The sequence below is a fragment of the Lentzea sp. NPDC051213 genome, from assembly GCF_044455585.1.
Classification (GTDB): domain Bacteria; phylum Actinomycetota; class Actinomycetes; order Mycobacteriales; family Pseudonocardiaceae; genus Lentzea.
Window position 1 is genome coordinate 117736 of record NZ_JBITEX010000006.1, and the last position, 12856, is coordinate 130591.

The window sequence follows — 12856 nt, forward strand, 5'->3', positions numbered from 1 at the left end:
GTGCCGCCCATGGTCCGTGCGCTCAGCTTCGTCGGGGTGTGCGTCGTCCTGTCCGGACTTCTGGTCAACGCCTACCTCGCGGTTGTCGCACGCAACGTCTCACCGGCGGAGTACAGCGACTTCGGTGCGTTCTGGTCGATCGCGCTGCTCGTCGGGTTCGGTGCTTTCCTGCCCGTGGAACAGGAACTGGCGCGCCTCGGTCCTCGTGCGCTGCGTTCGGCCGCCGTGGTCGCGCTCGCCATCGCGGTCGTCGAGTGTGCGGCGGCGGTTTTCGTGTCCCCGGCCGTCGTGGTGCTGTGCTTCCTGTCCGCGGGGCAGTTCCTGGTGCGGGGTGTGCTGATCGGCAGTGGGAAGCTGGCGTGGCATGGCGCTCTGCTGGTGGTCGACACCGCCTTGCGCGTGGTGTTCGCGCTGCTCGCCGGATGGCTCGGGGCCACCACGAGTGCGCAGTTCGAGTGGACGCTCGTGGCAGCTGTCGCGGTCGCCCACCTGCCCGTGCTGGCCGGCCTCTGGTGGCAGGGAGAGGGCGAGGTGCCCGTGCGTGACATCGCGCGCGCGGTGTCACCGTTGCTCGTCGGATCCGTGTGTGCGCAGCTGTTGCTCAACGGCATTCCGGTGCTGGTGACCGCGGTCGCCGCTCCGGGCGAACGTGCCAGGGCCGGCGTGTTCCTCGCCGCCTTCCTCCTCGCCAGGGTCCCGCTGTTCGTCGCGGTTCCGTTGCAGACAGCGCTGTTGCCGGTGATGACCGGGCGGCCGATGCGCACTGTCGTGACACGGCTGGCGATCGTGCTCGTGGTGGCCGGTGCCGCGGGCGTGGCCGTGGCGTTCACGATCGGCCCGTGGCTGGTGCGACTCGTCTTCGGCGCTCTCTACGTCGTGTCCTCTGTGGATCTGGCTCTGATCGCCCTCGGCGTCGTCGCCCACCTCGGGCTGATCGTCACCACGCAGGCGCTGGTGGCGGACGCTCTGCACAGCCGGGTCGCGTGGTGCTGGCTGGCCGGCGTCGCGACGGCGGCGGTGACGTTCGCCCTCATCCCGGATCTGTTGCTGCGCGCGGAGATCGCCTTCCTCGCCGGATCTCTCGTCGGCTGGCTCGCCGGAGTCCGGCTGCTCATTTCCCCACGACAGGAGAGCGAACTGTGCTCGACGACCTCGTCATCGCCCTGACCTACTACTCGCCGTACGTGTCGGGCCTGACCAACTTCGCGAGGGACGTCGCGGAAGGGCTCGCCGAGCGCGGGAAGCGCGTCCGCGTGGTCACCACCCGGCACGACCCGTCGCTGCCGCACGAGGAGACCATCAACGGCGTGCGGGTGAGCCGCGCGCCGGTGCTCGCCCGGTTCGGCAAGGGAGTGATCAGCCCGGCGTTCGTCACGATGGTGCGTGAAGCCTCAGCGAACGCCCACGTGCTCAACCTCCACCTGCCGATGCTCGAGGCCGGCCCGGTGGCGGCCCTGGCGAAGTGCCCGGTCGTCGTGACCTACCACTGCGACGTCAGCCTGCCACCCGGCCTGGTGAACTCGGTGCAGGGCAAGGTGATCGACGCCTCCAGCCGGTTGGCGATGCGCCGCGCGGCAGCCGTCGCGGTGACGAGTGAGGACTACGCGCGGGAAAGCCGGCTGTGGCCGTCGATCCGGCCGCACATGACCGCCGTGCCGCCGCCGTGCCGCCCGGTTCCCGAGGGCGTCCCGCGGTTCAGGGACGGCGACGGTCTGCACATCGGGTTCCTCGGCCGGATCGTGGAGGAGAAGGGCGTCGAGCACCTGGTCGACGGTTTTCGCGCGCTGCAGGACCCGGACGCGCGGCTGCTGATCGGCGGTGACTTCGGCAACGTCGCCGGGGGCAGCGTCATCGCCCGCGTGCGGGAGCACGTCGACGGCGACCCGCGGATCAAGCTCCTCGGGTTCGTGCCCGACGACGACCTCGGGGACTTCTACGCCTCGCTGGACGTGTTCGCGCTCCCTTCGGTGAACGCGTTCGAGGCGTTCGGCATCGTGCAGGTCGTCGCCATGCTCGCCAGGGTGCCGGTGCTGGCGAGTGACCTGCCCGGCGTACGCATCCCGGTGCGGGAGACGGGTTTCGGGCTCATCGTTCCGCCCGGTGACGCGGCCGCGATCACGGCCGGGTTGCAGTCGCTGCGCGACGAGCCGCCGGTCTCCGACGGCACGGCCGCGACGAAGTTCAGCGTCCCGGCCGTGCTCGACGCCTTCGAAGCGCTGTTCGAGAAACACGCTCGACGATCGTGAAGAGGCTGGTCCGGCCTGATCAGAAGGTGATCACGTCGGCCGTATCGGGGTTCGTCTTGCCCGCCAGCACGGCCTGCCACACCTCGATCAGCTCGTCCGGCCCGCTGTGCCGCACCACGCCGACCCACTCGCCGGCCTGACCGGTGAAGGCACGCCAGGCCGCGCCGAAGCGCTGAGCCAGGCCGTCGGAGCCCCAGTCGGCGGTGCGCTTGCGGACCTGGTCCGGGGCGAAGAAGAACTGCGTGCGCGGGTCCGCCGACGCGGCCTGGTGGGTGAGGCCGATCGAGATGTCCTTCACCAGCGATGCGCCGAGCCGGTCGTGCAGGGTTGAGCGCACGTCGGCCGAACCGCTGAAGTCCAGGTACACCGACGGTTCGACGTCCACGGCGGCGTCGTAGGGGAGCACGGTGTCGTAGAGGCCCAGGCCGGTGGTGAATTCCACGTTGCGCGGCGAAGTGAGGCCCACCACCCGCACGCCCTGACCTTTCAAACACTGCGCGGTGCCGAACGCCGTCTTGCTGGAGGCCGAGGAGATCACGACGGTCCGGGCGCCGTAGAAGTCGTTGTCCGCCAGTTGGTCGGCGAGCAGGAACGACGTGAGGAACAGCGGCCGGTACAGGGCCTGGAGGTCTTCGATCTCGGCGTCGTAGGCGGGATCCTGCGACGTCACGAGGTAGCTGTTGTACACGGCCGGCAGGTCGGCGCGGTGGTCGCTCGTGTCCACGAAGCCGGCTGAGGTGAGTCGGGCGCGGACGACGAGGTGGCTGGCCATCGGCAGATAGCCGTAGACGCGGGTGCCGGCAGGCAGGGCGTCCAAAGTGGAGTCGACGACGTCGGCGAAGCCCCACACCGGGATGACGCCACGGCCTTCGGCCGCCACGGGGAAGAAGCGCCAGTAGCCGATCATGTCGCCGATCACGCCGTAGGTGACGTTGTTGGCGGTGAGGCCGACGTGGCTGACGCGCAGCAGGATCTCGCAGTCGCCGAGTTCGGCGGAGAGTTCGTCGTGCAGCACTTCGGTTTTGGTGAGGTCGTCGCGGTCGACGACGACGGTCCAGCGACTGATCATTGCCAGGATTCTCCTTGGTCGGGAGGTACGCTCCGAGACGTGACCGTGCCTGAAAGACTGATCGACGCCGCCACCCGCCTGTTCGCGGACAAGGGGTACGAACGCGTCGCCGTGCAGGAGGTAGTGGAACGCGCCGGTGTCACCAAAGGCGCGATGTACCACTACTTCGGGTCGAAGGACGATCTGCTGCACGAGATCTACGGGCGGTTGCTGCGCATGCAGACCGAACGGCTGGACAAGATCGCGGCGGGTGACGGGCCGATCACCGGGCGGCTGCGTGAGGCGGCCATCGACGTGATCGTCACGAGTGTCGACAACTTCGACGCCGCCAAGGTGTTCTTCCGGTCGATCGACCACCTGTCCGCCGAGAAGCAGAAGGAAGTGCGGGCGGAACGGCGGCGCTACCACGAGAAGTTCCGCTCGCTGGTCGAGGAGGGGCAGGCCGACGGGACGTTCCGCGCGGACGTGCCCGCCGACCTCGCGACGCACTACTTCTTCGGATCGCTGCACCACCTGGGTACGTGGTACCGCCCGGACGGGGAGATCCCGGCCGGGCGGCTGGCGGAGCACTATGCGGATCTTTTGATCCACAGCCTCAGCGCCTGACCACTAGGGCACGATCACGCTGACGATCTCGGCCACGCAGGCGGGCTTGTCGCCGCCGTCGATCTCGATGACGACCTTGGTCACGAGCTGCTTGCCCAGCGCGATGTCCGTGATGTCCAGCAGTTCGACGCCGGCCCGCACGCGCGCGCCGACGAGCACCGGCTGCGGGAAGCGGACCTTGTTGCTGCCGTAGTTCACGCCCATCTTGATGTTCTTGACGGTGTAGATGTCGCGCACGAGGAACGGCACCAGCGACAGCGTCAGGTAGCCGTGCGCCACCGGGCCGCCGAACGGGCCCTTCTTGGCCTTCTCGACGTCGATGTGGATCCACTGGTGGTCCAGCGTCGCGTCGGCGAACAGGTTGACCTGCTCCTGCGTGACCTCGTGCCACTCGCCGAAACCGAGGTGCTCGCCCTTGGCGGCGACCAGCTCGTCGATGTTCTCGAATGCGCGCATGCTCAGTCCTTCGGTCCGCCGGCGACGTAGATGACCTGGCCGGACACGAATCCGGCGCCCTCGCTGACGAGGAACGACGCGGTGTGCGCGATGTCCTCGGGCTGGCCGACGCGCGCGACCGGGATCGTCTGCGCGGCGCCGTTGAGCAGGTCCTCGAACGAGATCTTCATGCGCTCGGCGGTCGCCTTGGTCATCTCGGTGGCGATGAAACCGGGCGCGATCGCGTTGACCGTGACGCCGAACTTGCCGAGCTCGATCGCGAGGGTCTTGGTGAAGCCCTGCAGACCGGCCTTGGCGGCGGAGTAGTTGGCCTGGCCGCGGTTGCCGAGAGCCGACGTGGACGACAGGTTGACGACGCGGCCGAAGCCTTCCTTCGTCTGGTAGGCCTGCACGGCCTTGCTCATCAGGAACGCGCCGCGCAGGTGCACGTTCATGACCGTGTCCCAGTCGCTCGCGCTCATCTTGAACAGCAGGTTGTCGCGCAGCACGCCGGCGTTGTTGACCAGCACTGTCGGTGCGCCGAGCTGCTCGGCGACCTTCGCGACCGCGGCGTTGACCTGCTCCTCGTCGGAGACGTCGACCTTCAGGCCGATGGCGCGCCCACCGCCCGCGACGATCTTGTCGGCGCCGTCGAGCACACCCTGCTCGTCGAGGTCGAGCAACGCGACGGCCAGGCCGTCCGCGGCGAGACGCTGCGCGACCGCGGCACCGATGCCACGAGCCGCGCCGGTGACGATCGCAACCCTGTCGGCCACGGGTCCTCCTTCATTGGGGGATGGTGAGCTAAGCAAGCGCTTAGTAACGTACCTATCAGTCCGCTTGACGTCCAGCGCTGTGCGGACGACCATACCGACTGGTCGGAATGTCGACCAGTCGTCGTCGCCAAGGAGGCAGGTGCCCGTGGAACTCACCGGCAAGGTCGCGCTCATCACCGGCGGATCCAACGGCATCGGTGCCGCGTCCGCCCGCCGTCTCGCGGAGCGCGGGGCGCGCCTGGTGATCGCCGACATCGACGCTGACCAGGGCAAAGTCGTGGCCGACGAGGTTGGCGGCGTGTTCGTGCGCTGCGACGTGACCTCGCAGGAGGACTCCGCGGAGGCGGTCGCGGTGGCCGTGCGAGAGTTCGGCGGCCTGGACATCGCGTTCCTGAACGCCGGGATCGGCACCGGCTGCTCGTTGGGCGACGACTTCGACGTCGAGACGTACCGCCGTGCGATGGCCATCAACCTCGACGGCGTCGTCTACGGCGTGCACGCCGCTCTGCCCGCGTTGCGCGAGCGTGGCGGTCAGATCATCGCCACGGCCTCGATGGCCGGTCTCATGCCGATGCCGGGCGACCCCGTCTACGGCGCCAACAAGGCCGCTGTCGTCGGCCTCGTGCGCTCGCTGGGCGGCGCCTACTCCGACGTGCGCGTGAACGCGCTGTGTCCCGCGTTCGCCGACACCAACATCATCACGCCGCTGCGCTCGACGCTGGAGGACATCGGCATGCCGATCCTGCCGGTGTCGGCCGTGGTGGACGCCTTCATGTCCATTGTGGAGGGTTCCGGCACCGGTGAGGCCTGGTTCGTGCAGTCCGGCCGGCCGTCGGAGCCGTTCGGCTTCCGCAACCCGCCAGGGCCTCGCGCCGCGGACGGCTCGCGTGTCGAAGCCGCCCACAAGGACCCCGTTTCCATCGTGCTCAAGGAGAGCTGACGTGCGTGCCATCCAGATCACCGAGTTCGGCGGGCCCGAGGTGCTCCAGCAGGTGGAGCTGCCCGACCCGGTGCCGGCCGAGGGCGAGGTGCTGATCAACGTCAGCCGCGCCGGCCTCAACTACGCCGACACGCACCAGGCGGAGAACTCCTACCTGGCCAAGATGAGCCTGCCGCTGGTGCCCGGCGGTGAAGTCGCCGGTACCACCGAGGACGGACGTCGCGTCGTCGCGCTGACGAAGAACTCCGGCGGGTACGCGGAAAAAGCCGTCGCGCCCGCGCTGACGACGTTCGACGTGCCGGACGGCGTGGACGACCTGACCGCGCTGTCGTTGGTCGTGCAGGGTGCCACGGCGTGGCTGCTGCTGCGGAAGTCGACTCACCTGGAGCCCGGTGAGTCGGTCGTCGTGCACGCCGCCGCCGGTGGTGTCGGCACGATCGCGGTGCAGCTGGCCAAGCTGTGGGGCGCCGGGCGGGTCATCGCCACGGCATCGTCGGACGACAAGCGGAAGCTGGCGCTGGACCTCGGCGCGGACGTGGCGATCGACTCGCGTGCCGAGGACATGACGGCGGCCCTGATGGAGGCGAACGGTGGTCGCCGGGTCGACATCGTGCTGGACATGACCGGGGGTGCTACCACTGACCAGTCGTTGGTCGCGCTGGCTCCGTTTGGGCGCCTTGCGTTTTATGGCATGGCCTCGCGAGAGAGGCCGAAGCCGGTCGATCTCGGGGCACTGCTCGTGCACTCCACGACCGTTGCGGGTATGTGGCTGCCGCACGCCCTGAGGGTGCGCGACGCCGAGCACGGGACGTTGGCGCATCGAGCGATGGCGGAGCTGTTCCAGCTCGTTCTCGACGGGAAGCTCAAGGCCGTTCCCGGCGGCGAGTACGGGCTCGGCGAGATCCGGCAGGCGCACGAGGACCTGCGGGCGCGCAAGACCGCCGGCAAGCTGGTGCTCGACCCGTCGCGCTAGCCGTTTCTGACGGCACGCGGGGAGCTTTCGTGCACTCCTAGCGCACGAAAGCTCCCCGCGTGCCCTTTCGCTCTGTCGCGCCGGACCGAGCTGGTCCACCGCCACCACGCGGCGACTTCCAGACGCTGCCCGATTTCTTGCGTCTGCTGCACGATCACCAGCACCGTCGTGCGGCGCGCGGCGTCGTACCCGAACTCGGCCAGCGACGTGACGTCGAACAGCATCGTGTCGAGGTTTCCTTTCCCTGCCAACGTTTGTGCGTCGACAGGCACCGCGTGCCGGCGGTTGTTCTCGGTGTAGGTGCGCACCGGCACCTTCGCCCGGCCCGCTCGCCTGCCACGTCCACCCGGTCACCCGTGATCAGCGTGATGCTGTGGTCGCGTTTCCCCGCCCTGGGCGTGTCCGGTTCCTCCGCGAGTGCGACGGCTGTCGTCGTGGTGACCAGAGCTGCCGACAAGGCGAGCGCGGTGAGCCTCCAGCGTCCGAGGAAGTTGCCCGAACTACCGAGTGACACCATCAGGACTGTCCTGTGTGGAACGACAGTCCTCCCTTGCCGCAACCGATGGCCCCAGAGCCCTGCGCGCCGGTGTCGGCCATGCAGGTCCAGCCTTGGACCACCAGAACGCGGGCGGTGCCCTCGGCCTTGGTCGGGGCGTCACGGTAGTAGTCGGAGATCACGTTGAAGGCCTCGGTGCATCCCACCGTGCCCGCCTGGGTGGCCTCGGCGATCAGATCGACCTGCTTGCCGCCCGCCGGGCCGACCTTGCCGCCACCGTTCGCGCTGCAGTTGACGGATTTGCCGCTGGACGTTTTCGTGCCCTGCTGGGGCTTGCCCGTTGCGACCTGGCTCTGCTGGGGCGGCGTGGACTTCGCGGTGGACTTCGCGGTGGGGGTAGCGGAAGCCGTGCCTGAGGTCGTGGTCGGCGTGGACGTTTGCGTCGGCGGACCGGCACTGGTTTGTCCAGAGCAGGCCGAAAGCAAGGTGCCCGCGGCAAGCGTCAGACCAACGGCGATCGATCGGGCCACAGTGGTGCGCACTGGAGACCTCCTCCGAGGAAGGTGTGAGGTTGTCATCCGAAAAGACGTGTCCCACCGCGACGGGTTGCTCTGCTTGAGGCTCTCATTTCCCGTTGAGGCAGGCCTTCTGCGTGTCTTCCATCTACTGTGGACAGACGCCCTGACGCCGATGATCGGCCGGTTGGACCGGGAAGGTGCCCTTTCGGGCAACAGATGCGGTTCCAGGGGCAAAGTTGCGCTGTGCGACGTCCCGTTCGGGTCTCAGCCGGATGGAGACTCAATTGGGAGCAGACTTAACAAATCCTGGACCACTGTACTGGGAGCGCCATTGGCGAGCTACCACGAAGGTGGCTGCGTCGGCGACCTCGTGCTCACTCTCGCTGCGGGGGGCCTGCTGCCGTCACCAGCCGGAGGCGTTGCAGGATTGCTCAGATCATTCCGGTGCGCAGGGCGTATGCCACCGCGTGCGGTCTGTTGCGCACCTTCAGTCGCTGGGTGAGCGCGGAGAGCACGTTCTTCACCGTGCGCTCGGAGTAGCAGAGCTTGACCGCGATCTGCGCGGTGTCCCAGCCATCCGCCACCATCCGCAGGACATCGATCTCACGCGGGCTGAGTCCCGCGGCGTCCATTCCCTTGGGTACCAACAGCTCGCGCTGGAGACGCTGCACGTGCTGCAGCACCTCACCCAGTAGCGGCGGAGGCAGCACACCACCACCCGCTGCGGCGGCACGAATGCTGTGCAACAGCCGTTCGGAGGTGGCGGCGGCTCTGGGGAGGACCGCCACCACCCGGCATTCGACGGCGGCCAGCAGTTGCGCCTCCTGCAACTTGGTCACCACCAGTACAACGGGAACTCGCTCGTGCTTGGCGGCCTGGCGCAGCACGCACAACAGGTCCGTGCTCAGCTCGTCGGTCACCACCACCCGGACATCGACACCTTCCGCGTCGATGCCCGCCACGACCTGGCTTCCGTCCTGTGCCTCCAGCATGCTGATGAGGCCCGCCGAGGCGAGCGGATCCGGTGCGTGGACCGAGATGCGAAGTGTCTCCACGAGGTTCTCTCCGATTCGAGCCAAGCCGCCAAAAGGGCAACTGACATGAGGCAACGACTCCCCGAACGCGGGGCCTGCCTGGTGCAGCGCCTTTGTGTTCAGATTTCCTTCTGATCAGAGTCTATGAACGCCCCGGTCACCATTTACATGGTGATTTGATCAGAGTTTCCCGCTGATCGCGTGCTGCGATCAGAATGTGGCCGACAGTGATAAATCCCAGCTCACTGGGCTTGACGGGCCCCGCGTTCGACGAGTCCTGGTGTCGATCGAGGAAGCGCCGGCGTCTCAGACTGAGACGCGCAGACTCGGTAGCCGCCCACTCCAGGTCAGGGCCCGTCGCTGAGGAGTTCGGGGTGGTGGCGGACTGTCCAGGCGGCGAGTTCGGCGCGATTGGCGAGCCCGAGTTTGGCGCGGCTGTTGGCGATGTAGGCCCCGACTGTGCTCGGGGCGAACTTCAGCCGGGCGGCGATCTGTTTGGTCGTGTAGCCGCGAGCGACCAGAACGGCGATAGCGGTTTCACGTTCGGTCAGCGGCGTCTCCGGTCCCGGCACGGTGGAGGGGTCCTCGCGGGCAAGGCTGACGAGTTGGTCGACGCTGAGGCGAGCTCCGGCCTTGTCCGCGGTAGCCGCCTCGCACGGAGTCACCTGGGTCAGGGCAAAGGCGTGTGCCGCGGCGATCTGTTTTTCGAACCATTCTTCGTTCGCGAATCCCAGGCGTTCTCGCTGCGCGGCGGCGCCGGCGAACAGCTGGAGCGCGCGCTCGGGTCTGTTCTGTGCGGCGGCAACGCAGGCCAGGCCTTCGACCAGTTGTGTCCGGCGCACGGGGCTGCCGCTGTTCGCCAGGCCGAGGACCAGGTGGGCCGAGGCCCGTTGGAGGTCGCCGGTAGCAAGGGCAACGGATCCCACGGTGTGATGTTCCGGGGCATCCAGCGCATCCTCGCCCAAGGCGAGGATCTCGTCCGCGGCGACCACCGCTTCCTCGACCTGGCCGTTGGTGAGCAGGAACCAGGCCACGTTGTTCAACGCACGCGGTAGTAGCGCGGTCAGCCCCTTCGCGCGGAGGAACGACGTCAGCTCCAGAGCATGACTCAACGCCTGAGCGGGGTCACTGCACACCGCCATGGCCATGGCCATCCTGGCGTGGGCCTGGATGAGCGGGCCGCACTCGGCGAGCGCGATGGCCTGGGCGCGCCCGGCGTGTTCGATCGCCGCGGCGGTGTCGCCCAGAAACACCTGCGCCCACGCCATCGTTGCGTGCGCCCGTGCTTCGGCCTCTGGCGGCAGGTCTCCTGGTTCGAGCAGAGAAGCGAGCACTCTCCTGCCCCCGTCCAGATTTCCGTTGCCCAGCATCGTGCAGGCGAGCCAGAGGGCGAGCTTCGGATACCGCGGATCATGCCCTCGGCGCGCCGTGTCCGCGGCGAACTGAAAGGCAGCTGCCTCCGCGAAAGCTTCTCCGTTGTCGACGTGCAGCTCGTCGAGATAGCTGTCGGCACAGGTGGTCAGCCAGTCGACGAGAAGTTCGGTCACCTCAAGGGTTTCGCCGTGCGCGTCGAGTCGCTCCCGGCCGTACTCGCGGATCGCGGTGAGCATGCCGAAGCGGACCGGTTCGGTGTTGCCCGGCGTGAGCATGGACTTGGCGGTGAGCGTGCTCAGGACAGCCCAGACACCGGCCCGATCCAGGCCCAGGCCGCGACTGAGCGCGACCGCGGTGAGATCGGTGGCACCGTCAGGTAGCAGGGCCAATCTCCGGAACAGGGCTTGTTCCACCGGATCCAGCAGGTCGTAGCTCCACGCGATCGCGGCACGCAACCCTTTGTGGAGACGGTGCGCGCCCGGCCGGGACGCCGCCAGATCCAATTGACGGCCGATGTGCACGGGCAACGCGGTCACCGGCATCACCGCGCACTGTCTGGCGGCGAGTTCGATGGCCAAGGGCATCCCGTCGAGGGCGTTGCACATCTCGGCGATGACCCGTTCGTGGCCTGCCAGGCAAACGTCGTGTGCGGCGAGGCGGGCCCGGTCTGTGAAGAGCCGGGCGGCAGCGGAACCGGCCCGCTGCGGATCGGCGGGATCAGCGGGAACGACCGGCAACGGCTCCAGGCGGAACTGTGCCTCACCGGGCACGTCCAGGGCTGCGCGGCTGGTCGCCAGGACCGTCACCAGCGGATGCGCCGCCAGCAGATCGTGCAGTAGCTCACCGCTGCCGCTGACGACGTGCTCACAGTTGTCCACGATCAACAGCACGGCACCGCTCGACGTCAGCCGTTCCAACGCCGCGCCGAGCGGTACGTGTTGCGCACCGATCTGCACTGCCGCGGTGACGGCCGCGGCGATCGACTGCGCGTCGGAATGCGGGGCCACACCGATCAGCGGTGCCCAGAACACCCCGCCGCGGAACAACGCACCGCTCTGGTGGGCGATCTCCAACGCCAACCGCGTCTTCCCCACCCCCACAGGGCCCGTCACGGTCACGAGCCGGTGGCGCCGCACCGCCCGGGACAGATCAGCGACCTCGCAGTCCCTCCCGACGAACAGGTCCAACGGCAACTCCGGCAATCCCCGCGACACCTCGCAGAGCCCGCGACTCCCGGTGTCCGCACCAGCGAGCTCCCGCGACGCGATCGGACACTCCGACGAATCGCCACCGGGGAACAGCCCACCGCCTGCCTGGTACTTCCGGTGCAGCGACGCTGCCGGCACCCGCAGAGCTCCGGCCAGATCCCGCCAGCTCAACCCCGACACTCGCGCATGGGAGACCGCCTGGCGCAACCCCCACGCCGCCACCCGCTGCGCCTCCAGCAACACCGCCGCCTGATCCTCGGGCTTGTCCGCCCTCAGCGCCGCGACCGCCAGCTCCGCCAGCCGGTCCGCATAGGCGCCCGCCTGAGCCGCCGCATCCGGCCTCGGCCCGTCGCCGGGGTCTTCACCGGATCCGCGTTCCTCCACGACCCCTCCGCCTACTGCGACCACAGACAACAAAGTTTCTAGTTCATCTACATGCGACAGTGACTGTGTGTCGCATGTGGACTCGACGGCCGGTGCGGACATGTTGCCGACCTTCGTCGCGGGGGATGTTGCTTGGCGAGGACGAAGCTAGCGCGGACGTTGCGCTCGGACATCCGCTTCGCGACGGGTTGAGAATCAGCCAAAGGTAGGACAACCGGCGCTGTTCCAGCAGACCTTCGTCGCATGCGAGAAGGGGCGGTCCGCCGAAGCGGGCCGCCCCTTCCAGTTCGCGCTGGTGTTACTCGGAAAGCTCAGCCAGCTGGGCCTTCACCTTGGCCAGTTCGGCCTCGAGCTCCTCCATGCGGGTGCGGTGCTGGTCGCGCGCCGCCTCGAGCACCGACTCGATGCCCTCCGCGATGTCCACGTGCAGCTCCTTGGCCGCCTTCGCCACGGCGATGGCGGGGATGACCAGGCCCGACACGACACGCTGCGTGCCGTGGACCAGGTCGGCCTGCCATTCACCTTCGGCGGTGCCGGTCACCGTGAGCGTGAGCTCGACGGTGCGAGTCTTCTTCGCCGTGCTCTTGGCGCGGGCGGGCTTCGGCTTCTCGGCCTTGACGGCCTCGGTCTTGGGAGCCTCGACCTCGGGGGCCGACGCCGCCGGAGTCTCCTCCACGACGGTCTCCTCGACTGCCTGCACCTCGGTGAGCGTGTCCGACACGATCAGGTTTCCTCTCTCCGCAACGACGTGACCCCGCGCACAATCATAGAACACGTGTTCGATCGATCGCGGTGGG

The 12856-nt window shown here is 68.3% G+C and carries 13 protein-coding genes; 5 read left to right on the forward strand and 8 right to left on the reverse strand.

What is annotated here, in order from left to right; all coding sequences use genetic code 11:
• The first annotated feature begins 9 nt into the window (after positions 1-9).
• Both ACIA8G_RS26690 and ACIA8G_RS26695 read left to right on the forward strand, forming a co-directional pair.
• The gene (locus ACIA8G_RS26690; protein ID WP_396421394.1) at positions 10-1167 is read left to right on the forward strand and encodes a lipopolysaccharide biosynthesis protein; all 1158 of its coding nucleotides are present in this window, start codon (positions 10-12) and stop codon (positions 1165-1167) included.
• Positions 1140-2246 (forward strand): glycosyltransferase family 4 protein, encoded by a 1107-nt coding sequence (locus ACIA8G_RS26695; RefSeq protein WP_396421395.1) that lies wholly within the window; start codon positions 1140-1142, stop codon positions 2244-2246. Before ACIA8G_RS26690 ends, ACIA8G_RS26695 begins: the two co-directional genes overlap by 28 nt.
• A gap of 19 nt (positions 2247-2265) precedes the next feature.
• On the opposite strand, the gene ACIA8G_RS26700 is transcribed toward ACIA8G_RS26695, so the two are convergent.
• The gene (locus tag ACIA8G_RS26700) at positions 2266-3315 is read right to left on the reverse strand and encodes a DUF2855 family protein (protein WP_396421396.1); all 1050 of its coding nucleotides are present in this window, start codon (positions 3313-3315) and stop codon (positions 2266-2268) included.
• 39 nt (positions 3316-3354) lie between these two features.
• Here ACIA8G_RS26700 and ACIA8G_RS26705 point away from each other — a divergent pair, with 39 nt between their 5' ends.
• The gene (locus ACIA8G_RS26705; protein WP_396421397.1) at positions 3355-3921 is read left to right on the forward strand and encodes a TetR/AcrR family transcriptional regulator; all 567 of its coding nucleotides are present in this window, start codon (positions 3355-3357) and stop codon (positions 3919-3921) included.
• Between the two features lie 3 nt (positions 3922-3924).
• Here ACIA8G_RS26705 and ACIA8G_RS26710 read toward each other — a convergent pair whose 3' ends face one another.
• Positions 3925-4377: a MaoC family dehydratase gene (locus tag ACIA8G_RS26710; RefSeq protein ID WP_396421398.1), complete on the reverse strand. Its 453-nt coding sequence runs from the start codon at positions 4375-4377 to the stop codon at positions 3925-3927.
• Between the two features lie 2 nt (positions 4378-4379).
• Positions 4380-5132: an SDR family oxidoreductase gene (locus tag ACIA8G_RS26715; RefSeq protein WP_396421399.1), complete on the reverse strand. Its 753-nt coding sequence runs from the start codon at positions 5130-5132 to the stop codon at positions 4380-4382.
• 139 nt (positions 5133-5271) lie between these two features.
• Here ACIA8G_RS26715 and ACIA8G_RS26720 point away from each other — a divergent pair, with 139 nt between their 5' ends.
• Positions 5272-6072: an SDR family NAD(P)-dependent oxidoreductase gene (locus tag ACIA8G_RS26720; protein ID WP_396421400.1), complete on the forward strand. Its 801-nt coding sequence runs from the start codon at positions 5272-5274 to the stop codon at positions 6070-6072.
• Between the two features lies 1 nt (position 6073).
• A complete protein-coding gene (locus tag ACIA8G_RS26725; protein ID WP_396421401.1) occupies positions 6074-7045 on the forward strand; it encodes a zinc-binding alcohol dehydrogenase family protein in 972 nt (323 codons plus the stop codon).
• On the opposite strand, the gene ACIA8G_RS26730 is transcribed toward ACIA8G_RS26725, so the two are convergent.
• The 5 genes from ACIA8G_RS26730 to ACIA8G_RS26750 all read right to left on the reverse strand — a co-directional run bounded on the left by ACIA8G_RS26730 (position 7042) and on the right by ACIA8G_RS26750 (position 12780).
• Positions 7042-7353, reverse strand: a complete 312-nt coding sequence (locus ACIA8G_RS26730) for a hypothetical protein (protein ID WP_396421402.1) — start codon at positions 7351-7353, stop codon at positions 7042-7044. The two genes, ACIA8G_RS26725 and ACIA8G_RS26730, sit on opposite strands and share 4 nt — an antisense overlap.
• 208 nt (positions 7354-7561) lie before the next feature.
• Entirely contained in the window at positions 7562-8083 is a 522-nt protein-coding gene (locus tag ACIA8G_RS26735; RefSeq protein ID WP_396421403.1) for a hypothetical protein, read from the reverse strand.
• A gap of 407 nt (positions 8084-8490) precedes the next feature.
• Positions 8491-9114, reverse strand: coding sequence for a LuxR C-terminal-related transcriptional regulator (locus ACIA8G_RS26740; RefSeq protein ID WP_396421404.1), 624 nt, complete (start codon positions 9112-9114; stop codon positions 8491-8493).
• A gap of 326 nt (positions 9115-9440) precedes the next feature.
• Positions 9441-12059, reverse strand: a complete 2619-nt coding sequence (locus ACIA8G_RS26745; protein ID WP_396421405.1) for a LuxR C-terminal-related transcriptional regulator — start codon at positions 12057-12059, stop codon at positions 9441-9443.
• A gap of 298 nt (positions 12060-12357) precedes the next feature.
• Positions 12358-12780 carry a DUF6319 family protein gene (locus ACIA8G_RS26750; protein WP_396421406.1) on the reverse strand — a complete coding sequence of 141 codons (423 nt, stop codon included), beginning with the start codon at positions 12778-12780 and terminating at the stop codon, positions 12358-12360.
• Positions 12781-12856 lie beyond the last annotated feature (76 nt).